The organism is Verrucosispora sp. FIM060022 (assembly GCF_003977705.1).
GTDB classification, from domain to species: Bacteria; Actinomycetota; Actinomycetes; order Mycobacteriales; family Micromonosporaceae; genus Micromonospora; species Micromonospora gifhornensis.
Genome location: NZ_RQIV01000006.1, coordinates 20,214 through 43,713, shown reverse-complemented (window position 1 = coordinate 43,713; position 23,500 = coordinate 20,214). Strand labels below are relative to the sequence as shown.

20 protein-coding genes are annotated in these 23,500 nt (G+C 70.4%); 9 read left to right on the top strand and 11 right to left on the bottom strand.

Annotated elements, in window-relative coordinates:
- Window positions 1-41 precede the first annotated feature (41 nt).
- A complete protein-coding gene (locus tag EG812_RS17420) occupies window positions 42-983 on the bottom strand; it encodes a GlxA family transcriptional regulator (RefSeq protein ID WP_126712182.1) in 942 nt (313 codons plus the stop codon).
- Window positions 984-1,066: 83 nt separating this feature from the next.
- Here EG812_RS17420 and EG812_RS17415 point away from each other — a divergent pair, with 83 nt between their 5' ends.
- The 3 genes from EG812_RS17415 to EG812_RS17400 all read left to right on the top strand — a co-directional run bounded on the left by EG812_RS17415 (window position 1,067) and on the right by EG812_RS17400 (window position 2,831).
- A complete protein-coding gene (locus tag EG812_RS17415) occupies window positions 1,067-1,501 on the top strand; it encodes a DUF6010 family protein (protein ID WP_126712181.1) in 435 nt (144 codons plus the stop codon).
- 222 nt (window positions 1,502-1,723) lie between these two features.
- On the top strand, window positions 1,724-2,626 hold the full coding sequence (locus EG812_RS17405) for a helix-turn-helix domain-containing protein (protein ID WP_158632519.1): 903 nt from the start codon (window positions 1,724-1,726) through the stop codon (window positions 2,624-2,626).
- A gap of 19 nt (window positions 2,627-2,645) precedes the next feature.
- The gene (locus EG812_RS17400; RefSeq protein ID WP_013732264.1) at window positions 2,646-2,831 is read left to right on the top strand and encodes a DUF397 domain-containing protein; all 186 of its coding nucleotides are present in this window, start codon (window positions 2,646-2,648) and stop codon (window positions 2,829-2,831) included.
- A 229-nt stretch (window positions 2,832-3,060) separates the two neighbouring features.
- Here EG812_RS17400 and EG812_RS17395 read toward each other — a convergent pair whose 3' ends face one another.
- Both EG812_RS17395 and nrdR read right to left on the bottom strand, forming a co-directional pair.
- Complete coding sequence (locus tag EG812_RS17395) at window positions 3,061-5,940, bottom strand: vitamin B12-dependent ribonucleotide reductase (protein WP_043720044.1); 2,880 nt, start codon at window positions 5,938-5,940, stop codon at window positions 3,061-3,063.
- Window positions 5,941-6,003: 63 nt separating this feature from the next.
- Window positions 6,004-6,504: a transcriptional regulator NrdR gene (gene nrdR, locus EG812_RS17390; protein ID WP_013732262.1), complete on the bottom strand. Its 501-nt coding sequence runs from the start codon at window positions 6,502-6,504 to the stop codon at window positions 6,004-6,006.
- Between the two features lie 550 nt (window positions 6,505-7,054).
- Here nrdR and lexA point away from each other — a divergent pair.
- Window positions 7,055-7,837 carry a transcriptional repressor LexA gene (gene lexA, locus EG812_RS17385; RefSeq protein WP_013732261.1) on the top strand — a complete coding sequence of 261 codons (783 nt, stop codon included), beginning with the start codon at window positions 7,055-7,057 and terminating at the stop codon, window positions 7,835-7,837.
- Window positions 7,838-7,868: 31 nt separating this feature from the next.
- Here lexA and EG812_RS17380 read toward each other — a convergent pair whose 3' ends face one another.
- A complete protein-coding gene (locus EG812_RS17380; RefSeq protein WP_043720040.1) occupies window positions 7,869-9,617 on the bottom strand; it encodes a hypothetical protein in 1,749 nt (582 codons plus the stop codon).
- Between the two features lie 51 nt (window positions 9,618-9,668).
- Window positions 9,669-11,111 (bottom strand): GTPase HflX, encoded by a 1,443-nt coding sequence (gene hflX, locus EG812_RS17375; RefSeq protein ID WP_013732259.1) that lies wholly within the window; start codon window positions 11,109-11,111, stop codon window positions 9,669-9,671.
- Between the two features lie 174 nt (window positions 11,112-11,285).
- Between hflX and EG812_RS17370 the strand changes: the two genes are divergently transcribed.
- A complete protein-coding gene (locus EG812_RS17370; protein WP_013732258.1) occupies window positions 11,286-12,758 on the top strand; it encodes an NAD-dependent malic enzyme in 1,473 nt (490 codons plus the stop codon).
- Window positions 12,759-12,961: 203 nt separating this feature from the next.
- On the opposite strand, the gene dapF is transcribed toward EG812_RS17370, so the two are convergent.
- Genes dapF through EG812_RS17355 form a run of 3 tightly spaced genes read right to left on the bottom strand, consistent with a single transcriptional unit; the run spans window position 12,962 to window position 15,442 of the window.
- Window positions 12,962-13,801, bottom strand: a complete 840-nt coding sequence (gene dapF / locus EG812_RS17365; RefSeq protein WP_126712178.1) for a diaminopimelate epimerase — start codon at window positions 13,799-13,801, stop codon at window positions 12,962-12,964.
- 7 nt (window positions 13,802-13,808) lie between these two features.
- On the bottom strand, window positions 13,809-14,723 hold the full coding sequence (miaA, locus tag EG812_RS17360; RefSeq protein ID WP_126712177.1) for a tRNA (adenosine(37)-N6)-dimethylallyltransferase MiaA: 915 nt from the start codon (window positions 14,721-14,723) through the stop codon (window positions 13,809-13,811).
- Window positions 14,720-15,442 carry a class III extradiol ring-cleavage dioxygenase family protein gene (locus EG812_RS17355; RefSeq protein ID WP_126712176.1) on the bottom strand — a complete coding sequence of 241 codons (723 nt, stop codon included), beginning with the start codon at window positions 15,440-15,442 and terminating at the stop codon, window positions 14,720-14,722. Before EG812_RS17355 ends, miaA begins: the two co-directional genes overlap by 4 nt.
- Window positions 15,443-15,797: 355 nt before the next feature.
- Here EG812_RS17355 and EG812_RS17350 point away from each other — a divergent pair, with 355 nt between their 5' ends.
- Both EG812_RS17350 and EG812_RS17345 read left to right on the top strand, forming a co-directional pair.
- Window positions 15,798-17,006 (top strand): DUF349 domain-containing protein, encoded by a 1,209-nt coding sequence (locus EG812_RS17350; protein WP_013732254.1) that lies wholly within the window; start codon window positions 15,798-15,800, stop codon window positions 17,004-17,006.
- A gap of 436 nt (window positions 17,007-17,442) precedes the next feature.
- A complete protein-coding gene (locus EG812_RS17345) occupies window positions 17,443-18,879 on the top strand; it encodes a pectate lyase family protein (RefSeq protein ID WP_013732253.1) in 1,437 nt (478 codons plus the stop codon).
- Window positions 18,880-18,923: 44 nt separating this feature from the next.
- Here EG812_RS17345 and miaB read toward each other — a convergent pair whose 3' ends face one another.
- Window positions 18,924-20,426 (bottom strand): tRNA (N6-isopentenyl adenosine(37)-C2)-methylthiotransferase MiaB, encoded by a 1,503-nt coding sequence (gene miaB / locus EG812_RS17340; protein WP_126712175.1) that lies wholly within the window; start codon window positions 20,424-20,426, stop codon window positions 18,924-18,926.
- A 52-nt stretch (window positions 20,427-20,478) separates the two neighbouring features.
- Here miaB and EG812_RS17335 point away from each other — a divergent pair, with 52 nt between their 5' ends.
- Window positions 20,479-20,688 (top strand): DUF2277 family protein, encoded by a 210-nt coding sequence (locus EG812_RS17335; RefSeq protein WP_013732251.1) that lies wholly within the window; start codon window positions 20,479-20,481, stop codon window positions 20,686-20,688.
- Window positions 20,689-20,758: 70 nt separating this feature from the next.
- Here EG812_RS17335 and EG812_RS17330 read toward each other — a convergent pair whose 3' ends face one another.
- Both EG812_RS17330 and selD read right to left on the bottom strand, forming a co-directional pair.
- On the bottom strand, window positions 20,759-21,238 hold the full coding sequence (locus EG812_RS17330) for a hypothetical protein (protein ID WP_013732250.1): 480 nt from the start codon (window positions 21,236-21,238) through the stop codon (window positions 20,759-20,761).
- 273 nt (window positions 21,239-21,511) lie between these two features.
- The gene (gene selD, locus EG812_RS17325; RefSeq protein ID WP_013732249.1) at window positions 21,512-22,501 is read right to left on the bottom strand and encodes a selenide, water dikinase SelD; all 990 of its coding nucleotides are present in this window, start codon (window positions 22,499-22,501) and stop codon (window positions 21,512-21,514) included.
- 180 nt (window positions 22,502-22,681) lie between these two features.
- Between selD and EG812_RS17320 the strand changes: the two genes are divergently transcribed.
- Complete coding sequence (locus tag EG812_RS17320; RefSeq protein ID WP_013732248.1) at window positions 22,682-23,437, top strand: amino acid ABC transporter ATP-binding protein; 756 nt, start codon at window positions 22,682-22,684, stop codon at window positions 23,435-23,437.
- The last annotated feature ends 63 nt before the right edge of the window (window positions 23,438-23,500 follow it).

The following is a 23,500-nucleotide window of genomic DNA, read 5'->3' as shown; positions in this document are numbered from 1 at the left end:
TTCGCGGCTTTTGCCCCGACGGAAAGTGCATGATCGACAGGCTAGCCCACGGCGGGCGGTGGGAAGGCCGCCCGGTAGTCGCGCGGGCTGACGCCGACAACGTGCCGGAAGCACTCCCGGAAGGCGGTCGGCGAGGCGAACCCGACGAGCGCGCCCACGCGTTCGACCGGTTGGTCGGTCTGTTCCAGCAGCTGCTGGGCCCGCCGGACCCGGTGCCGGCTGAGCCAACGCATCGGCGTGGTGCCGGTCTGGTCGCGGAAGTGCCGGCTCAGCGACCGGGTGCTCATCGAGGCGTACGCGGCGATCTCGGCCAGGGTGAGCGGACGGTGAAGGTTGTCGGCCATCCAGGCCAGCAGTGGCTGGATGCCGTGTCCCGCCGGCACGGGTGGCTCGTACGCGATGAACTGCGCCTGTCCCCCGGCCCGTTCCAGCGGCATCACGCAGCGACGCGCGGTGTCGGCGGCGACCGCTGCGCCGTAGTCCCGCCGGACGACGTACAGGCACAGGTCGAGCCCGGCGGCGGCACCGGCCGACGTCAGCACCGGATCGTCGTCGACGAACAGCACGTCCGGGTCGACGGTGACGGCGGGATACCGGCGGGCCAGCTCGGCCGCGGCGGCCCAGTGGGTGGTGGCCCGCCGCCCGTCGAGCCGGCCGGCTGCGGCGAGCACGAAGGCGCCGGTACAGATCGACACGAGCCGGGCCGTGCAGGTGGCCAACGCCTCCCGGGTCGCGGCGGGCAGCGGGGCGTCCAGGTCGGCGACCCCCGGTACGACCACCGTGTCGGCCTCGGCCAGCACGGACAGATCGTGCGGTATCCGCACCCCGACCGCGCCCGCCCGCACCTCCTCGGTGACCGCGCAGACCCGCACCTGATAGGCCGGGCGGCCGTCGGCCAGCCGCGCGCGGCCGAACACCTCGATCGGCACGGACAGGTCGAACGGGACCACGTCGTCGTTCGCGACGACCACCACCCGGTGCATATGCCCATTCTGGCGAGAACCCGTCGATCGATGGCTCGCCGGCCCCTGCTCGCCACCGGCGACCGCACCTAGATTCACCGGCCATGACCATCCTCATGCCGCTGCTCGTCGGTGCCCTGTACGTCTGCCTCAACTCGCTGATCCGGGAACCACACCGCCGCCGGTTCAACGCGATCATGGTCGCCGGGGCCGGTGCGGCGTACCTCAGCGGCGGCGGACTGGCGGGCTGGGAGTTCCCGTTCGTGGCGGTGCTGGTCTACGTGGCGTACCGAGGGCTGGAGTCGTGGCGGTGGATCGGCGTCGGCTGGCTCCTGCACACCGGCTGGGACGTCGTCCACCACCTGTACGGCAACCCGATCATCCCGTTCCTGCCCGGCTCGTCGTTCGGCTGCGCGATCTGCGACCCGGTCATCGCACTGTGGTGCCTGACCGGCGGGTGGTCGCTGCGGGACCTGCTGCGCGCCCGCACCATCCGCCAGCCCGAGCCGGAACCGGAAGCAGCCAGCCGAACGAGCTGACTCCTGTTCGCTCATCGGATCCAGCCCACGAAGCGCCGATGCAGCAGCCCGGCCGGCACCCAGGTGAGATCCTCGGCGGCCCAGACCAGGTAAGACCCCATGTAGATGGCCAGCGACACCGGCGCACTCTCGAACTCGGCCCGCAACTCGGTGCGCCGGGTGCGGCAAGGCCACGGTCCGCCGCAGCCACCACAGCTCCATACGGGCAGCACAGGATCATGCGTGGTCACGGCAACCCGCCGAGGAAGCGCAGGGTCACCGCACGGGCGTGACAGCGGAACGCCCACTCGGCCTGATAGCAGGGGTACGGAGCCAGCCGGGCGCGCCCGCGAGAGCGCGGGGAAGACGCAGGACGAGTCAGCGGTCGTCATCGACGCGGCAGCCAGCAAGATCAGTCGCCTCGAACTCGGCCAGTCCGGAATCAAGCTGACTGACCTGAACCTGCTGCTCGCCTTCTACGGCGTGAGCGGCGACGAGGCCGAGTCCATGCGCGAGTTGGCCCGCGCCGGACGCCAGCGAGGCAGGTGGAGCACGTACCGCAACGTCGTCCCGGACTGGTTCCGCCAGTACCTCGATCTCGAAGCCGATGCCACGGAGATCCGCTGGTACCAACCCGAGATCGTGCCTGGGGTTCTTCAGGTCGAGTCGTACATCCGGGCGCTGAATGCCACCGCCCATCCACACCTCACGGACGAGGACGTCGACCGCCAGGTCGAGGTACGGCTGGAACGGCAGGCGATCTTGCGTAACCCGGAAGGTCCGCAGGTCAGCTTCGTGCTCAGTGAATCAGCGCTGCGGCGGACCATCGGTGACCACGAAGTCATGCGAGAGCAACTCCTTCATCTGGTCGAGGTGAGCAGCCGACCCAACGTCGAGTTGCAGATCTTCCCGTTCGACGCACAGACGTATGCGACAGCCTCGTACAGCTTCATCATCCTGCGTTTCGGCGAGGACGCGACCACGGACGTGGTCTACGTCGAGACGTTCACGGACGCGGATTACCTCGACCGCCCGGATGCTGTGCGGGCCTACACTCGGCTGTGGGACCGACTCCGGGCAGCCGCTCTCGGGCCGGTAGAGTCGCGCAAGCTCATCCAGCGGATGGCGGACGACATGAAGCGGTGACAGACCCGAGGGGGTGGCCATGGAGACCCCGGATCGCCTGGTCTGGCGCAAGTCCAGCTACAGCGACAACAACGGTGGCGCCTGCGTCGAGGTGGCTACCCGGCGCGGAAATGTCATCGTGCGCGACAGCAAGAACGCCGCCGGCCCGGTCCTCCGCTTCGACGGCCAGTCCTGGTCGGCTTTCCTCCGCACACTCAAGCGCTGACGATCGGGATCGCTGACCGCCGAACGGGCGGGGCCGTGCTCGATGCAGGAACAAGTGGCATCCGCGCGCCCGCGAGGCCACTCGATCGTGGATCGAGCGTGATCTTGCGCGAGATGCACCGAAGGGCGACTCGGTCCCAGGATTCAGCCCGACGAGTCGCGCCGGATGGAAGCTGGACGGGACGAGCCCCGGACGGTAATCCGCCCGGGGCTCGTCGCGTTCTCGTACGTCAGCTGCAGCCGCTGGTAGAGCCGCAGCCCTCGCAGACGTAGCAGCTGCCGGCGGGGCGCATCTTCGTACCGCAGGTGAAGCAGAGCGGTGCGTCGGCGGCCTTGCCGATCACGGCTTCGAGCAGTTCGGTGCTGGAACCGACCGACGGTGCCGGCTTCGCGGCGGCGACGTCGGCGAGTTCCTGGGCGGGCTGGGCGATCGGCCCGGCCTTCGGCTCCTCCGGCCGGGTCTCCACCGGCGCGGACGAGGCCATCGCGGTCAGGTCCGTGCCGTTCGCCTCCGCCTCGGCTTCGGCCGCCAGCTGCGCGGCCCGCTCCTTGGCGGTGAAGATGCCCAGCTCGGCGCGGCGGTCGTACGGCAGGAAGTCCAGCGCGAGGCGACGGAAGATGTAGTCCATCACCGAGGCGGCCATCCGCACGTCCGGGTCGTCGGTCATGCCGGCCGGCTCGAAGCGCATGTTTGTGAACTTGCTGACGTACGTCTCCAGGGGGACGCCGTACTGCAGGCCGATGGAGATGGCCACCGAGAAGGCGTCCATCACTCCGGCCAGGGTGGAGCCCTGCTTGGACATCTTGAGGAAGACCTCGCCCAGGCCGTCATCCGGGTACGACGAGGCGGTGAGGTAGCCCTCGGCGCCGCCGACCGAGAAGGAGATGGTCTCCGAGGGACGCTTCTTCGGCAGCCGCTTGCGCACCGGGCGGTACTCCACGACCTTCTCCACCACCGGCTCGACGGCGGTGGTCGGGGCCGGCTCGGCGGCCTTGTTGGGCTTGGCGACCGACAGCGGCTGGCCGACCTTGCAGTTGTCCCGGTAGATCGCCAGGGCCTTGAGGCCGAGCTTCCAGCCCTCGAAGTAGATCTTCTCGACGTCCTCGACGGTGGCCTGCTCCGGCATGTTCACCGTCTTGGAGATGGCGCCGGAGATGAACGGCTGGACCGCCGCCATCATCCGTACGTGGCCCATCGGGGCGATGGACCGCTCGCCCATGGCGCAGTCGAAGACCGGGTAGTGCTCCGGCTTGAGGCCGGGGGCGTCCACCACGTGGCCGTGGTCGGCGATGTGCTCGACGATCGCCTCGACCTGCTCCTCGGGGTAGCCGAGGCTGCGCAGGGCGCGCGGCACGGTCTGGTTGACGATCTGCATCGAACCGCCGCCGACCAGCTTCTTGAACTTGACAAGCGCCAGGTCCGGCTCGACGCCGGTGGTGTCGCAGTCCATCATCAGGCCGATGGTGCCGGTCGGCGCGAGCACGCTGGCCTGCGAGTTGCGCCAGCCGAACTTGTCACCGATCTTGTTGCCCTGGGTCCACTGCCTGGTGGCCTCGCGGACCACCGCGGTGGCCACGGTCCCGGTGGGCTTGATCTCGTCGTTGGCGGCGGCGTGCTTGCGCATCACCCGCTTGTGCGGCTCGGCGTTGCGGGCGTAGCCGTCGTACGCGCCGACGATGCCGGCCAGCTCGGCCGAGCGGCGGTACGCCGTGCCCGTCATCAGCGAGGTGATCGCGGCGGCCAGCGAGCGGCCCTGGTCCGAGTCGTACGGCAGGCCGGAGGCCATCAGCAGGGCACCGAGGTTGGCGTAGCCGATGCCGAGCTGCCGGTACGCCCGGGTGGTCTCGCCGATCTTCTCCGTCGGGAAGTCGGCGAAGCAGATCGAGATGTCCATCGCGGTGATGACGAACTCGACCGACTTGACGAACTTCTCCACCTCGAAGCCGCCGTCGGCGCGGAGGAACTTCATCAGGTTCAGCGAGGCCAGGTTGCACGAGGAGTTGTCCAGGTGCAGGTATTCCGAGCACGGGTTCGAGGCGGTGATCCGACCGGTCTCCGGGCAGGTGTGCCAGTCGTTGATGGTGTCGTCGTACTGCAGGCCGGGGTCGGCGCACTCCCAGGCAGCCTGGGAGATGGTGCGGAACAGCTTCTTCGCGTCGATGGTCTCGATGGTCTGCCCGTCGAGCCGACCCCGCAGGTCGAAGCCGCCGCCGTTCTCCACCGCGGTCATGAACTCGTCGGAGACCCGTACCGAGTTGTTGGCGTTCTGGTACTGCACGCTGACGATGTCGGCGCCGCCCAGGTCCATGTCGAACCCGGCGTCGCGCAGGGCGCGGATCTTGTCCTCCTCGCGCGCCTTGGTGACCACGAACTCCTCGATGTCGGGGTGGTCCACGTCGAGGATGACCATCTTGGCCGCCCGCCGGGTGGCGCCGCCGGACTTGATGGTGCCCGCGCTGGCGTCCGCGCCGCGCATGAAGCTGACCGGGCCGGAGGCGGTGCCGCCGGAGGAGAGCAGCTCCCGGGAGGAGCGGATCCGGGAGAGGTTGACCCCGGAGCCGGAGCCGCCCTTGAAGATCAGCCCCTCTTCCTTGTACCAGTCGAGGATGGAGTCCATCGAGTCGTCGACGGCCAGGATGAAACACGCGCTGACCTGCTGAGGTGAGGGCGTGCCGACGTTGAACCAGACCGGCGAGTTGAAGCTGAACACCTGGTGCAGCAGCATCCAGGTCAGCTCGTGGGCGAAGACCTCGGCGTCGGCCGGGCTGGCGAAGTAGCCGTACTCCTCACCGGCGGTGCGGTAGGTGGTGACCACCCGGTCGATCAGCTGTCGCAGCGACCACTCCCGCTCCGGGGTGCCCACCGCGCCCCGGAAGTACTTGGTGGTCACGATGTTTGCCGCGTTGACGCTCCAGCTCTCCGGGAACTCCACCCCACGCTGCTCGAAGTTGATCGAGCCGTCCCGCCAGTTGGTCATCACGACGTCGCGGCGCTCCCAGGCGACCTCGTCGTACGGGTGCACACCCTCGGTGGTCCAGACCCGCTCGACCTTCAGACCCGCGCCGGCCTTGCTCCGTGTCCTGCTTGTTGTCACGCCATCCCCCGGCATCTCATCCGCCCCCTCGTCCGCGCGGCACCGCGCGATCCGACTGTCACTACCACTGAAGAAAGCTCACTGTGTGTGGCCGGCGGCGCCGGCCGTCTCGGCCTGCGCGTCCTGCCGGGCACGTGCGGCGGCCCGCAGCGTCTCGATCTCCCGCTCGAAGTCGGCGAGCGAGTCGAACGACCGGTACACGCTGGCGAACCGCAGGTAGGCGACCTCGTCCAGGTCCCGCAGGGGACCCAGGATGGCCAGCCCCACCTCGTGGCTGGGGATCTCGGCGGCGCCCTTGGCCCGGATGGTCTCCTCGACCCGCTGCGCCAGCAGCGCGATCGAGTCCTCGTCGACCGGTCGGCCCTGGCAGGCCTTGCGCACCCCACCGATGATCTTCGTACGGCTGAACGGCTCGGTCACCCCACTGCGCTTCACGACCGCGAGCACCGCCTCTTCGACAGTGGTGAACCGTTTGCCGCACTCCGGGCAGGAGCGTCGACGACGGATCAGCTGGCCGTCGTCGGCCTCCCGCGAGTCGACCACGCGGGAGTCGGCATGCCGGCAGTACGGACACCGCATCGCCCGACCTCCTCGATCGACCACGGGCACGCCTATGGCCGCCTCCGGGCACGCAACAGCGCGGCGGGCCATCATCGAAGGATGGCCGCCGACCTGATGGTACGAGAGTGCGGTCCGTAGTCGAACCCAACCTGTAGGCGAGTTACGCCTGTGTGACTACTACATCTAGGGGTTGACCGTATGCCGCTGGCGAACCGCGGTCAAGTTGACCGGCGTGTCCGGCGCGTCACCCGACAACCTCGCCGCAGCGCGACCCGAGAGCCCAACGCGGCGCGGCGACACCGGTTACCGGCCGACCGGATCTGATCTTCAGAAAAGGCGTTCGATCGAACACCCGTTCGATCAGACGTATCATTTATCAGAACAGGCGTACGACTGTCACGCCTGCGCGTGTCGACACGCGGAGAAACCTCGTACAGATGTTTGAAAATGACCGATCTCACCTATACGGTCATGGGCAGCCGGAGGTGACCATGGTCGACCAGCCCGGCAGACCACCGCATGCACCACGAGCCGCCGAGGCACCCAGCGCCGACCAGGGAGGACGGACGTGACCCAGGACCGGGCCAACCGGCCACAGAGCCCGCAGCAGAGCAGCGAGGCGGGGCCGCCGCCCACCCGACGCCGCAGCGTCACCCGCGCCCGAGCCGCGCAGCCCGCCGTTCGCCCGGTGACATCGGTGGCCAACACCTTTCCGGACCCGGCGGCCGCCGACCTCACCGCCCGGCAGCGTCGCATCCTGGACTTCATCCGCACCTGGGTGGAGCGGCACGGCTACCCGCCGAGCGTGCGGGAGATCGGCGAGGCGGTCGGGCTCGTCTCCCCGTCCAGCGTCGCCTACCAGCTCAAGGAGCTGGAGAAGAAGGGCTTCCTGCGGCGTGATCCGAATCGGCCACGCGCGGTCGACGTCCGGTCCCCCGGCGACATCGACGACGAGCTGAGCCGCTCGCAGCGCCCCACCCCGGCGTACGTGCCGATGCTCGGCCGCATCGCCGCCGGTGGGCCGATCCTCGCCGAGCAGTCGATGGAAGACGTCTTCCCGCTGCCCCGCGAGCTCGTCGGCGAGGGCGAGGTCTTCATGCTCCAGGTCAAGGGCGACTCGATGCTCGACGCGGCCATCTGCGACGGCGACTGGGTGGTGGTCCGCCAGCAGCCGACCGCCGACTCCGGGGAGATCGTCGCCGCCATGCTCGACGGCGAGGCGACGGTGAAGACCTATCGGCGGCGCGACGGTCACGTCTGGCTGATGCCGCAGAACCCGGCTTTCGATCCCATTCCCGGCGACGACGCCACCATCATGGGGCGCGTGGTGGCCGTGCTGCGCCGGATCTGACCTCGGGCATCGACCGGTGCTGGCCGTAGGGTCAGTACCGGTCGCCCCGGTAGCCGTAGGTGCCGCCGGGCGGCTGACCGTACGGCTCGGAATTGTCCTCCCGGTAACGACCGGAGCGCCGACCGTGGTAATCCGGCTCGGTTGGTCCACCGCCACGTCGGGGTGGCTCGGCACGTCCACCGCCACGGGGTGGTTCGACGCGGCCGCCGCCACGGGGTGGTTCGGCGCGGCCGGCGCCACCGGGACGTCCGCCACCTCCGTACACGCCGCCGCCCGCCGGTCGACCGCCGCCGGCCCGGCCACCGGAGCCGGGCACGCCCTCACCGGCACGGCCGCCACCGCCGTAGACGCCACCACCGGCCGGTCGGGCACCGTTGCCGCTGGCCCGTCCCCCGTACACCGGTCCGGGCCGCGCCGGGCCGGGTCGCTCGGCGTTCGGCGAGCCGCCGCCGTAGACGCCACCGGTCGCTGCGCCGCCGTACACACCGCCGGACCGTGCGCGGTCGCCGGCCGCGCCGTCGTCGTCCTTGCCTGTGGGTTTCGGGCCGTCGTCACGGCCACGCCCCTTGCCGGCCGGTCCCGGCCGCTTGCGGGCCCGCAGGATGCCGTAGATGCCCGCACCCACGAGCAACGCACCGAGTACGCCCACCGAGGCGATCAGGTACGTGATGTCGTCGAGGGTCAACCCGTCGATGAACGACTGGCCGGATGACTTCTTGGCCGCGTCCGGATCCTCGGCCAGGTTCTTCGGGCCTTCGGTGGACGGGGTGTAGCTGAGGATGTCGACCGGCTCGTCGTCGTCCAGGTGACCCGCGTCGGAAACGGTCAGGAAGGTCTTCCCGTCGGTGGAGTACGAGATCGCCTCGCCGAACGGGTCGGCCAGCGCGGTGACCCGGGGCGTGCCGGTGGTCAGCGCACCGACGATGTCGCCGTTCTGGACGTCGTACTCGAAGGCGTCGGCGTAGGTGCGCAGCACCACCCGGGAGCCGTCGGGCGACCGGGCGGCACCGGTGATCGCGACGCGGCCGAAGGTGCTCAGCGGGTTCTCGGTGTCCGTTCTCGGCAACGTGATGTCGCCGAGCTTCTTCATCGGCACCGGCTCGGTGTCGCCGGTCTTCAACGCGCCGTCCGGGGTGAAGATCTCGGCCTTGCCGGAGGTGACCTTCGTGATGATCAGCGGCAGGTTGTCGTCGCCGATCAGCAACGCCTCGGCGTCGCGGGGCTTGCCGTCCGGGTACGACAGCCGGTGCAGGACCGGCTGCTTGCTGCCGTTGACCGGCATGCTCCAGACGGCCACCCGCTCGCGACGCTCCCGGCTGGTGACGTTGTCACCGGTGTCGGCGATCCACAGCTTCGTCCGGTCCGGCGAGAGGGCCAGATCCTCGGTGTCGAACGGCCCGGCACCGGTGTAGCCCACGTTGCGGACGACCTGGCAGTCCTTGTTCAGGTAGAAGACCTGCTTGCGGTCGTTCTGATCGGTGCTGTCGTTGATCACGATGTACCCGCTGCGGGTGGCCACCAGGCCGGACATCTCCCGCAGTCGGGGATCGGTGACGGTGCACTGCTTCTTGCCGGCCTTGGTCAGTGGTGCCGACCCGAGCACGGCCGGCCCGAGCGCCGCCGGGACCACCGTCTGGGGCCCCGCCGCCGCCTGGCCCGTCACCGCGACGGCTGCCGCGGCGGGGACGGGCGACGACGCCGCCACGGCGACACCCGTGACTGCCACGGTGGCCCCGAGCAGGCCGAGTGCCACCGTGACCGAAGAAACAGTGCGGAGCATGAAAGAAGTGTCGCATGCCGGAAGTTTCCGTCGGGTGACGCCGTAGCAGCGTTACCGGGCGGTGCTGACCGCCTCCGCCGTGTCGCGGTACGGGGCCAGTTCGGCCGCCAACGCCTCGTTGACCCGTACGTGCAGCATCGTCCCCTCCGGCAGGTGGGCGGTGCTGAGCACCTCACCCTGCCGGTGCAGTCGGGCCACCAGGTCACCCCGGTCGTACGGCAGCACCACCCGCACGTCGACGGCCGGACGGGGCAGCCGCTGCTCGATGGTGGCGCGCAGGTCGTCGATGCCACGCCCGCTGTACGCGGAGACGAACACCGCCTCCGGCCAGATCCGCTTGAGCTGGAGCAACGTCTCCTCGTCTGCCGCGTCGGTCTTGTTGACCACGAGCAGCTCGGGCAGCCGGTCGGCGCCCACCTCGGTCAGCACCTCGCGGACGGCGCGTACCTGCTCCTGCGGATCCGGGTGGGTGCCGTCGACCACGTGCACCACCAGATCGGCCTCGGCGATCTCCTCCAGCGTCGAGCGGAACGCCTCGACGATCTGGTGCGGCAGGTGCCGGACGAAGCCGACCGTGTCGGAGAGGGTGTAGACCCGCCCCTCGGAGGTGGTGGCGCGGCGGGTGGTCGGATCCAGGGTGGCGAACAACGCGTCCTCCACCAGCACACCGGCTCCGGTGAGCCGGTTGAGCAGGCTCGACTTGCCGGCGTTGGTGTAGCCGGCGATGGCGACCGCGGGAACCGCGTTTCGGGTACGGCGGGACCGCTTGGTCTCGCGTACGGTGCTCATGGCCTTGATCTCCCGGCGCAGCCGGGCGATGCGGTGGCGGATCCGACGCCGGTCGGTCTCCAGCTTGGTCTCACCCGGGCCACGAACACCCACGCCGCCGCCGGCACCGCCGCCGCGACCCGAACCACCGGTCTGCCGGGACAGGGTCTCACCCCAACCACGCAGCCGGGGCAGCAGGTATTCCAGCTGGGCCAGCTCGACCTGGGCGCGGCCCTCCTTGCTCTTGGCGTGCTGGGCGAAGATGTCGAGGATCAGCGCGGTGCGGTCGACCACTTTGACCTTGGTGCGCTGTTCCAGGTTGCGCAGCTGGGACGGGGACAGCTCACCGTCGCAGATCACCGTGTCGGCGCCGGCGGCGAGCACCACCGCGCTGAGGTCGTCGACCTTGCCGCGACCGATGTAGGTGGCCGGGTCGGGCCGGGTACGTCGCTGGATGAGCCCTTCGAGCACCTGCGACCCGGCGGTCTCCGCCAGCGCGGCCAGCTCGGTGAGGGAATTGTCCGCGTCGGCCTGGGTGCCTTCGGTCCAGACCCCGACCAGCACCACCCGCTCCAGCCGCAGCTGCCGGTATTCGACCTCGGTGACGTCGGTCAGCTCGGTGGAGAGGCCGGGGACCCGTCGCAACGCCTGCCGCTCGGAGAGTTCGTACTCACCGGGGGTGGTTTCGAATTCGTCGTTGGAAACGTGGGTCTCCTGGTCTCGCAAGCGTCTCTCCTGTCCGATCTGAGCATGTACTGAGCAATCCTGTCATGTGACAACACCGATCGCACCCGCAATATGCCCTGCGCACAAAGGGCCCAAAGTGGGGGTGGCTGCCAGACGCCCAGGCAGGGCGGGTAGAAATGCCACGAGCCGTTCAGCGCCGACGGAGGGACCTGCGTGGCCATCACCCGACTGCCCAGTGCCGGATTCTCGATCACGGTCCGGATCGCCGTGCCAGCCGATGCCTCCTCGATCGGCCGACTCACCACCTCGGTGGGAGAGGCCGGAGCGATCGTCACCGCCCTGGACGTGGTCGATTCCGACCCGAACCACGTGATCGTGGACCTCACCTGCGACACCGCCGACGCCGGACACGCCGACCAGGTGGTCGACGCGCTGCGGGCGCTCGACGGCGTGGACGTGCGCAAGGTCTCCGACCGCACCTTCCTGCTGCACCTCGGCGGCAAGATCGAGGTGAGCCCCAAGGTCGCGCTGCGTACCCGGGACGAGTTGTCCCGCGCGTACACCCCGGGGGTCGCCCGGGTCTGCCAGGCGATCGCCGACAACCCGGCCGACGCCCGCCGGTTGACCATCAAGCGCAACACCGTGGCCGTGGTCAGCGACGGCTCGGCGGTGCTGGGTCTGGGCAACCTCGGCCCGGCCGCCTCGCTGCCGGTGATGGAGGGCAAGGCCGCCCTGTTCAAGCGCTTCGGCGGGGTGGACGCCTGGCCGGTGGTCCTCGACACCCAGGACACCGACGAGATCGTCGCCATCGTGAAGGCGATCGCGCCCGCGTACGGCGGGATCAACCTGGAGGACATCGCGGCGCCGCGCTGCTTCGAGATCGAGGCACGGCTGCGTGAGGCGCTGGACATCCCGGTCTTTCACGACGACCAGCACGGCACCGCGATCTGCGTGCTGGCCGCGCTGACCAACGCGCTGCGGGTGGTGGGCAAGCGCCTCGCGGACGTCCGGGTGGTCGTCTCGGGCGCCGGCGCGGCGGGCACCGCGATCATGAAGCTGCTGCTGCGTCAGGGCGTCGGCGACGTCATCGCGTACGACCGCCAGGGCGCCCTGCACCGCGGCCAGCCCGACCTCAACTCGGCCTGGCAGTGGCTGGCCGAGAACACCAACCGGGACGGCTACTCGGGTGACCTGCCCGGTGCGCTGGAGGGTGCCGACGTCTTCATCGGCGTGAGCGCGCCGAACCTGCTCACCGGCGACGACATCGCCCGGATGGCCAAGGACTCGATCGTCTTCGCGCTGGCCAACCCGGACCCGGAGGTCGACCCTCGGGAGGCACGCAAACACGCCGCCGTGGTGGCCACCGGCCGCTCGGACCAGCCGAACCAGATCAACAACGTGCTCGCCTTCCCCGGCGTCTTCCGCGGCATGCTCGACGCGCACGCCGAGGAGTTCACCGAGGAGATGGCGATCGCCGCCGCCCAGGCCATCGCCGACGTGGTCGGCGAGGAGAAGCTCAACGCGACGGTCATCGTGCCGAGCGTCTTCGACTCCCGGGTGGCCCCGGCGGTCGCCGCCGCCGTCCGCGCCGCCGCCCAGAACCCCGCCAGCACTCCCCCGCCGGCCGCCGACCCCGGCCCCGCCGACCTCCCCGAGATCGCCGCCAACGCCTCCGCCACCCCCTGAGGCCCCACCCGCAAGACCCCCGCTAAGCCCCCTCCTCGCGGCGCTCCCTCGCACCGTCCGAGCTCCACGCCTGACGGTGCGTCGATCTTGCACTTTTCGTCGGGATGAATCACCGCAAATGCGGTGATTATGGCGACCGAAAGTGCAAGATCGGCGCGCACAAGGGCGCGAGGGCGGCGCGGGAGGGAGGGGTCGGAGGGTGGTTAGGGGGTGGCGAGGGTCAGGGTGCCGGTGGCCGTGAGAAGGGCGGGGCCGGAGAGCCAGCAGGAGTTGTCTGTCAGGGTGACGGTGAGGCGGCCGCCGGGGACGTCGACGGCTATCGTGCCGGTCTCCCGGGCGATGTCGCGCAGGGCTACGGCGGCCACGGCGCAGGCGCCGGTGCCGCAGGACAACGTCTCGGCGGAACCCCGTTCGTAAACCCGCATCAGCACGTGCCCGTCGACCCCGTCGAGTGGCTCGCCGTCGGCGGTGAACTCGACGTTGACCCCGGACGGGAAGATCGTCGGGTCGAATCCGGGTGCCCGGGTCAGGTCGAGACCGGTCAGCTCGAGCCCGGCCGGCAGCGGACAGACCAGGTGCGGGTTGCCGACGTCCACGGCGGTACCGGGCAGGGTCAGTGCGCCCAGGGCGGCCGTGGAGGTCGCGTACAGCCGGGGTCGGCGCATCTCGACGGCAATGTCCTCGCCGTCGAGGCGGGCCCGCACCAGGCCGGCGCGGGTCGCCACCGGCAGGACACCATCGATCGGCGTGGCCAACCCGCTGTCCAGCAGGAACCGGACGAAGACCCGAGCGCCGTTGCCGCACATCTCGGCGAAGGAGCCGTCGGAGTTCCAGTAGTCCATGAACCATTCGGCGTCACCGGCCAGCGCGGCCCCGTCGGGGTGCTCGGCGGCCCGGACGACGCGCAGCACGCCGTCGCCACCGAGGCCCCGCCGTCGGTCGCAGATCGCGGCCACCAGCTCGGGTGTCAGGTCCAGCGCGCCGTCCGGGTCGGGCAGGATCACAAAGTCGTTGCCGGTGCCGTGGCCCTTGGTGAACTTCACGCTCTCATCATCGCGCAGCGTCACGCAGGATCCGCAGGGCATCCTCGACCAGCGTCGGCTCGGCCGAGTCCAGCCAGTGGATCCTCGGGTCGCGCCGGAACCAGGAACGCTGGCGGCGGACGAACCGGCGGGTCGCCCGTACGGTGTCGTCGCGGGCCTCGGTCTCGGTCAACTCCCCGGACAGCATGCGCAGCACCTGCTGGTAGCCGAGCGCCCGGCTGGCCGTACGCCCCTCGGGCAGGCCCCGCTCGACCAGCCGCCGGGTCTCGGCGACCAGCCCGTCGGCCCACATCCGGTCCACCCGTACGGCGATCCGCTCATCGAGCCGGGCGGTGTCCAGGTCGACGCCGATCTGCACGGCGGGATAGTAAGGCGTCGGCTCGGGCAGCGCGGCGGTGAACGGCGCCCCGGTCAGCTCGATCACCTCCAGCGCGCGGACGATCCGCCGACCGTTGCCGGGCAGGATGCCGGCCGCCGCCACCGGGTCGGCCTCGCGCAGCCGCGCGTACAGCGGCGCCGGGCCGACGGTGGCGAGTTCGTTCTCCAGCCGCGCCCGCAGCGCCGGGTCGGTGCCAGGGAACTCGAACTGCTCCAGCACCGCCCGCACGTACAGTCCGGACCCGCCGACCAGCAGTGGCACCCGCCCTCGGGCGAGGATGTCGTCGACCGCCACCCGGGCCAGCGCCTGGTATTCGGCGACGCTCGCCGGCTCGGTGACCTCCCAGATGTCGAGCAGGTGGTGCGGCACGCCGTCCCGTTCGGCGACGGTGAGTTTGGCGGTGCCGATGTCCAGGCCCCGGTAGAGCTGCATCGAGTCGGCGTTGACCACCTCGCCGTCGAGGGCGTGCGCCAGGGCGATGCTCAGCGCCGACTTTCCGGCCGCGGTGGGTCCCACCACGGCGAGCACCGTGCCCGGGGTCACGACCGTTCCCAGGTGGCCACGAAGTAGGCCACTCCGTAGGGCGCCGCGTGGTAGCTCAGCTCGCCCCGCCAGTCGCCGCCGGCGGCGCGGGCCGCGCCGGCCAGCACCTGCCAGGCCGCCCGGCCGGCGACCCGCAGCTGCGCCGAGAGCTCCGGGTCCAGGTCGAGCAGGGCGTCGAGGTCCGCGTCGGCCAGGGCCTCGGCGACCCCGCTGTCGTACGCCTCGGCGCGTGGGTCCGCGTAGCCCGGCGCTGCCGCCCCCCGGCAGGCCGACCCGTCACCCAGCACCAGCAGCGCCCAGTTCCGATCGCCGCCCCAGCCGGCGCCGAGCTGCGCGCACGACACCGGGTCGGTCTGCGGCGCCACGGCGTACATGGCCGACACCGCGGGCGCCGATTCCGAGCGGGAGCGCCCCAGCAGCCAGGCGCCGATGGTCAGGCTCAGCGGCAGGTCGGGCCGGCTTCCGGGGCCGGGCCGACCTACTGTCGGTTCGACGGGCAGGCCGTACGCGGCGAGGGACCCGTGGAACGGCGGATCGTAGCGGTGGGTGTCCGGGCCGTCACCCACGACCAGCAGTTCGTCGGCGCCCGAGTCGACGAGTCGGGTGACCGCCGTGTCGCAGGCCCGACGGAGGTCGTCCAACTCTGTGGCGGCGGCCCCCGCGACCTCGGGAATCAGCAGCGGCGGGTGCGGGCAGACGGCGGCGGCGACCAGTGGCACCCGGCAACCGTATCGGTCGGGCGGCCGCAGCCGTGCACCCGAGGTCGCCGCCAAGCCCGCTGAGCTGCGACAGCGGCATCCCGACGCGGTGCCGGCGGCATCCCGACGCGGCCTCGGCGACACGTCGATGCGACCTCGGCGGCGTGGCGGCGGCGTGGCGGCACCGGTAGGCGACGGCTCGCCGGTCCGGATGATGCCGCGGAGCGCCTAGGACACCGTATGGTCACGGTCGGCGATAGGCGCTCGACGCGGACCGGGGCGTACCTGTGACAATGCCCGGAGAAACTTGGCTGCGCCGTGGCGGTGCCCGGGAGAGAGTTCTCCGAGGGGGCACCGGGAGAACGAGGATGGGCACATGAGCGACTGGACTGCCTTCGGACGGGTGGACGCGGACGGCACCGTTTACGTCAAGACCGCCGAAGGCGAGCGGGTGGTCGGATCCTGGCAGGCGGGAGCACCGGAGGAGGGGCTGGCACACTTCGCCCGCCGCTTCGCCGACCTGGTGACCGAGGTGAACCTGACTGAGGCACGGCTCAACTCCGGCGCCGCGGACGCCAACCATTCGCTGGCCACCGTACGACGGATTCGCGCTTCGCTGGCCGACGCGCACGTGGTCGGCGACATCGACGCGCTGGCCGCGCGGCTGGACCGGCTCGCCACGGTGGCCGAGGAGAAGGCCGGCGAGGCCAAGGCCGCCAAGGAGGCGGCCCGCAGCGAGGCGTTGGCCCGCAAGACCGCTCTGGTGGAGGAGGCGGAGAAGCTCGCCGCCGAGTCGACCGGCTGGAAGACCGCGGGCGACCGACTCAAGGAGATCCTCGACGAGTGGAAGACCATCCGGGGGGTCGACAAGAAGACCGATGGTGAGCTGTGGAAGCGGTTCGCCGCCGCCCGTGACGGCTTCACCCGTCGTCGGGGGGCGCACTTCGCCTCCCTGGACGCGCAGCGCAAGCAGGCGCAGACGATCAAGGAAGAGCTGGTCGCCGAGGCCGAGAAGGTCTCCGACTCCACCGAATGGGCTTCGGCTGCCAACCAGCTGAAGGACCTGATGAACCAGTGGAAGGCCGCGCCGCGCGCCTCCAAGGAGGCCGAGCAGCGGCTCTGGGAGAAGTTCCGGGCCGCGCAGGACGCCTTCTTCACCCGGCGCAGCGAGGTCTTCTCGGCGCGGGACAACGAGCAGCGCGCCAACCTGGAACGCAAGCAGGCGCTGCTCGCCGAGGCGGAGGCGCTCGACATCGACGGTGACCCCAAGGGCGCTCAGGCCAAGCTGCGCGACATTCAGGCGCAGTGGCACGAGGCCGGTCGGGTACCGCGTGAGGCGGCTGCCGGGCTGGAGCGCCGGCTGCGCGCCGTCGACGAGAAGGTCCGCGAGGTGATGGACTCGGCGTGGCGTCGGACCAGCCGTGAGGACAACCCGCTGCTGGCCCAGATGCGGGCCCAGGTCGCCGAGGCCGAGGAGCGGTTGGCCCGGGCTCAGGCCGCCGGCGACAACCGGCGGATCAAGGAGGCCGAGCAGGCGCTCGCCTCCAAGCGTCAGTTCCTCCAGCTGGCGGAGCAGGCCGGCTGAGCTGAACCTGTCGAAAGCCCCCGGTTCCGGCTGGAACCGGGGGCTTTCCGTCTCTATTGCCGCTGGTCACGGCGATGTTAACGTTCGACATTTACATCGACGTCGATCTGTGATTATCTGAGGAAAGCGGTTGCCCCTACGGGGTGGGCACGGGAGCCGGTTTTCGACCAGTTCATCCGACGGCAGGGCGCAGATTCTGCGTCCGTCACCGGCATCGCTGCCGCTGGGCACGGCAGCCTCCGATGTCGGGGCGTACTCCTGCCGACCGCACGCCGACGACGCATCCAGGCGTACGCCGCGGCGCTCCACCACCATCCATGGTCGCCGCGGCCACCCGCGTCACGGACTCTGCCGCCGGTGCCGGCAGCCCATCCGTGACGCCCTGACGCGCGTCGTCCGACCCGTTCCGCGTACCCAGAGGATGAGGAGATTGACCGTGCTTGCAAGCGTCACACGTCGCCTGACCCGGCGACTGGCGGTCATGGCCGCGACGGCGGTCGCACTGCCCGCGGCGGTCGTCGCGGTGGCGGTGAGCCCCGCTTCGGCGGCCACCGTGGACACCAGCGCACAGTACGTGTTCGTCAACCGCAACAGCGGCAAGGCGATGGACCTGTGGAACTGGTCCACTGCCGACGGCGGTGAGATCCGGCAGTTCACCCGTACCGACGGCAACAACCAGCAGTTCCAGTTCGTCGACGTAGGCGGCGGCTACTACCAGCTGCGCAACCGGCACTCCGGCAAGGTCGTCGCCGTTCCGAACTCCAACGACGGCGTGCAGGTCACCCAGGTCACCGCGAGCAGCGACACCAAGCAGCACTGGCGGCTCGCGGACTCCGCCAACGGCGACGTGCGGTTCATCAACCGGCACAGCAGCAAGGCCCTGGAGGTGTGGCAGTGGTCCACCGCTGACGGCGGCGTCGTCTCGCAGTACGCGGATCTCGACGGTGCGAACCAGCGCTGGCAGCTGATCCGGCTGGGCAGCGGCGGCACCACTCCCCCGCCCAACCCGGCCCCGCAGACCGGGCTGGTCGGCTGGGCCACCCAGAACGGCGGCACCACCGGCGGCGGCAGCGCCGGCACCACCACGGTCACCAGCGCCTCGGCGCTGACCAGCGCGTTGAACTCCAGCAGCGCAGCGGTGATCCGGGTCTCCGGCACCATCAACTGCTCGGGGATGCTGCGGGTGCGGTCCAACAAGACCATCCTCGGCAACGCGGGTGCCACGATCGTGGGCTGCGGTTTCACCATCAACGGCGACCGCAACGTGATCATCCGGAACCTGACCTTCCGGAACTGGGGCGACGACGCGATCAACATCGAGCAGTCGGCCACCAACATCTGGGTCGACCACAACACCTTCAGCAGCGGCTATGACGGTGCGGTCGACATCAAGCGGGGGTCGGACTTCATCACCGTGTCGTGGAACCGGGTGTTCAGCCACGACAAGACGATGCTGCTCGGGCACAGCGACGACAACGGCAGCCAGGACATCGGCAAGCTGCGGGTCACCTACCACCACAACTGGTTCGACGGCAGCAACCAGCGCAACCCGCGGGTCCGCTTCGGCAACCCGGTGCACGTCTACAACAACTTCTACAGCAACGTGCGCGGCTACGGCGTGGCGTCCACGATGAACGCCGGTGTGCTGGTCGAGGGCAACTACTTCGAGAACACCCCCGACCCGTTCCACCGGGGTGAGGGCGACTCCGGGCCGGGTTCCCTGGTGGCCCGCAACAACCACTTCGTCAACTCGGGCAGCGGGCAGTCCGGCGGCAGCGTGGCGGGCATCCCGTACGGCTACAGCCTGGACAGCGCGAGCAGCGTGAAGTCGATCGTGACGGGCGGCGCGGGCGCCGGCCGGATCTCGGTCTGACCGTACGACGGTCGGGGTCCGGTTCTCACCGGGCCCCGACCGGCTCAGTGCGAGACGGCGCAGCCGGTCGTCGGCTCGGGCGCCGCGGCCGGCGCACCGATGGTGGGCAGACCGAGCAACACCCCGGGGGTACGCGCCGACCGCCCGGCCTCTGCCGCGTCGCCGGCCCGGGTACGCCGATGCGACAGCGGCTCCCCGTCGGCGTTGAGATGATGCGGTGCCGCGTAGGTGACCACGGTGTGCACGATGTCGCCCGGACGGATCGCCCCGGCGTACGACCCGGCGTCGAAGTGCACGAGACGCCCGTCGCGGGCCCGCCCGGACAGCCGCCCGGTGCGCTCGTCCTTGCGGCCCTCCCCGACGGCGACCAGGACCTCGACCGCCTCGCCGACCAGCTTCTTGTTCTCCGCCCAGGTGATCTCCTCGACGCAGGCGATCAACCGCTCGTAGCGCTCCTGTACGACCTGTTTGGGCAGCTGCCCGTCCATGGTCGCGGCCGGCGTGCCGGGGCGCTTCGAGTACTGGAAGGTGAAGGCGGAGGAGAACCGGGCCGCCCGGACCACGTCCAGGGTGCGCTCGAAGTCCGCCTCGGTCTCGCCGGGGAACCCGACGATGATGTCGGTGGTGATGGCGGCGTCCGGCATCGCCGCCCGGACCTTGTCGATGATGCCCAGGTAGCGCTCGGCCCGGTACGACCGGCGCATCGCGCGCAGCACGTCGTCGGAGCCGGACTGCAACGGCATGTGCAGCGAGTGGCAGACGTTCGGCGTCTCGGCCATCGCCGCGATCACGTCGTCGGTGAAGTCCTTCGGATGCGGGCTGGTGAACCGCACCCGCTCCAGCCCGTCGATGTCCCCGCAGGCCCGCAGCAGCTTGCCGAAGGCGTACCGGTCGCCGAACTCCACGCCGTAGGAGTTGACGTTCTGCCCGAGCAGGGTCACCTCCAGCACGCCTTCGTCGACCAGGGCGCGGGCCTCGCTGAGAATGTCGCCGGGGCGGCGGTCCTTCTCCTTGCCGCGCAGAGCGGGCACGATGCAGAACGTGCAGGTGTTGTTGCAGCCCACCGAGATCGACACCCAGCCGGCGTACGTCGACTCGCGGCGGGTGGGCAGGGTGCTCGGGAAGACGTCGAGGGATTCGAGGATCTCCACCTCGGCGGCGGCGTTGTGCCGGGCCCGCTCCAGCAGCACCGGCAGTGAACCGATGTTGTGCGTGCCGAAGACGACGTCCACCCAGGGCGCCTTGCGGACGATGTCGCCCCGGTCCTTCTGGGCCAGGCAGCCACCGACCGCGATCTGCATCCCTGGATGCCGGTCCTTGACGGGACGCAGATGACCGAGGTTGCCGTACAGGCGGTTGTCGGCGTTCTCCCGGACCGCGCAGGTGTTGAACACCACCACGTCCGGGGAGTCGTCGCTCTCGCCCGCGCGGACGTAGCCGGCCTGCTCCAGCAGCCCGGAGATGCGCTCGGAGTCGTGGACGTTCATCTGGCAGCCGTAGGTGCGCACCTGATAGGTGCGCGGGCCGCCCGCCGCTGCGGTAGTCATGACGTGCACAGCGTATCCGGCGCCCTGTGATCGGACGGAACGAGGAGGAGCCGTGTGCCGAAGCATCAAGACCCTGCGTGAGCCGTACACCCCGGAGGTCACCGACGCGGACGTGGAGGCCGCGGCGTTGCAGTACGTGCGGAAGATCTCCGGTTTCCGCGCGCCGGCGGCGCACAACGCCGCCGCGTTCGACGCCGCAGTGGCCGCCGTCGCCGCCGCTACCCGCAATCTCCTCGACGACCTCGTCGTCCGCGGCCGGTAAGGAAGGGCCCCTTGTTAACGCCTGCGGTAGAGCAAGGGGCCCCTGTTAACGCTCAGGCCCCGTGATGTGCTCAGGCGGCGGCGAGGGCGGGGTTCACCGAGTCGGGGGCCCAGCGGGACCGGTGGCAGCGTGACCAGCCTCGGCAGCGCGGGTCGGCCTCGGTGCACAGCCGCCGGTTGCTGAGCACCTCGCCGTCGTCGGTCTCCTGCACGTCGAAGTGCACCGGGCGGATGCTGCCGTCCGGCGCGACCAGCAGGTGCCGGGTCTCGTCGAGCGTGTCGTCGCGCACCAGGCAGTTGCGGTCCAGCAGCCGGGCCAGGGCCGCGATGCTGGGCAACTCGGGCAGGCCGTCGGGCACGCCGTAACAGTCCACGATCGTGGCGAACTCCCCGGGCGCCTGCCAGACATCGCAGACCACCGCGTACGTGGGCAACCGCGCCGGGTCGGCGACGGCCAGGGGCATCACCACCCGACCGAGCGCATCGGCCAGTGCCGGGTAGACCTCCACCGGTCGTACCTGGTCGATTCTCCAGTTCCACAGCTCGGTCATGCCGCCTCCTCGCTGTGCTCGTCCGACGGGCCTCGGGATCGGGCCCTACCCACGATGGTGCGGGGCATTTGCCCCCAGGCGGGGGCAAGTTACCGGTCTGTGACCATTCTGGGCAAATTTCCCCGCAGCACATCGCTGTGGGTAGCGGGAAGGTGACAGTTTATCGGGTATCGTGCGCGCTCCAGCGCACGGCTCGCCGCATGCCAGCGCCGACGACGGCACCTCGGGCGCAGGGCGACAGACCACTGCCGGCGCAGGGCGACCGGATTTCGGCTAGCGCAGGACGACCAGGTGGTCGCCGCGGGGCAGGAGCTCACCGATCACGGGCGCGCCGGGAATCTCGCCGGCCACCAGCAGACCGCCCGAGGTCTGCGCGTCGGCCAGCAACAACCGGTCGATCTCCCCGGCCGCGGCCAGGTCGGTCCACGGCGTCACCCACTCCAGGTTGCGGCGCGAGCCACCGCTGACGTACCCGTCCCGGGCCGCCTCCCGCGCACCGGCCAGATAGGGCACCCGGTCGATGTCGATGGCCACCGTCAGCTCGCTGGCGCGGGCCAGCTTCGAGGCGTGGCCGAGCAGACCGAATCCGGTCACATCGGTCCCGCACCGCACCCCGGCCGCGACCGCCGCTCGGGCCGCCTCCCGGTTCAGCGTGGTCATGGCCGCGACCGCCTCGGGGAAGCTCTCACCGGTGTTCTTGTGCCGGGTGTTGAGGACGCCGACGCCGAGCGGCTTGGTCAACGACAGGGGCAGTCCGGCCTGCCCCTTGTCGAGGGTGATCAGTTCGTCGGGGCGGACCAGCCCGGTTACGGCCAGTCCGTACTTCGGACCGTCGTCGTCGACGCTGTGCCCACCGGCCAGGTGGCAGCCGGCGGCGCGGGCGACGTCCAGCCCGCCACGCAGCACCTCCCGCGCCAACTCCAGCGGGAGCACCTCACGTGGCCAGCAGAGCAGGTTGAGTGCGACAAGCGGCTCGCCGCCCATCGCGTACACGTCCGACAGGGCGTTGGTCGCGGCGATCCGCCCCCAGTCGTAGGCGTCGTCGACCACCGGGGTGAAGAAGTCCGCAGTGGTCACCACGCCCGTCCGCTCGTCGAGCCGGACCACGGCGGCGTCGTCGCCGTGTTCCAGCCCGACCAGCAGATCCGCCGAGCCGGCGGCGGGGCCGAGGCCGGCCACCATCGCCTCCAACTCGCCCGGCGGGATCTTGCACGCGCATCCGCCACCCCGGGCGTACCTGGTCAATCGCACCTGCTCGGCCACCCTCACATGATCTACATCACCGGCCCGGGACGCCACCCGGAGCGGGCAATTTCGGACGCCGGGACGTGATCCGCCACGGTGTTACCGCTCCGTGACCATCTGAGTTGTGTTCAGCCACGTCACCCCGCCTACAGTGGCCGTCATCCAGGGGTCGACCGACCCCGAAAGTAACGAGGGACGGTGGACGACGTGGCGACGGGCGAACCGCTCATCGTGCTGGACTCGGTCAACAAGTGGTTCGGGCCGCTGCACGTGCTGGACGACGTCTCACTGTCGGTGGGTCGTGGCGAAGTGGTCGTGGTGATCGGCCCGTCCGGCTCCGGCAAGTCGACCCTGTGCCGCACGATCAACCGACTTGAGCCGATCAACTCGGGCACCATCACCTTCGACGGGCAGAAGCTGCCGGCGGAGGGCAAGGCACTGGCCAAGCTGCGCAGCGAGGTCGGCATGGTGTTCCAGTCCTTCAACCTTTTCGCGCACAAGACGATCCTGGAGAACGTCACTCTGGGCCCGGTCAAGGTGCGCAAGGAGAAGCCGGCCGCGGCCCGCGAGCGGGGTCTCGCCCTGCTCGACCGGGTGGGCATCGCCAACCAGGCCGACAAGTTCCCGGCCCAGCTCTCCGGCGGCCAGCAGCAGCGTGCCGCGATCGCCCGGGCGCTGGCCATGCAGCCCAAGGCGATGCTCTTCGACGAGCCCACCAGCGCCTTGGACCCGGAAATGGTCGGCGAGGTGCTGGACGTCATGACCTCGCTCGCCCGCGACGGCATGACCATGGTCGTGGTCACCCACGAGATGGGTTTCGCGCGGCACGCCGCCAACCGGGTCATCTTCATGGCCGACGGCAAGCTCGTCGAGGACGCGGCCCCGGCGGAGTTCTTCGCCAACCCGCGCAGCGAGCGCGCCAAGGACTTCCTCTCCAAAATCCTCACGCATTAAAGGCCCCCCGTAGCGGAGTGTGCCGTGGCCCGGCAGGCTCCCGTTTCAGAAGGAGAACAAAGT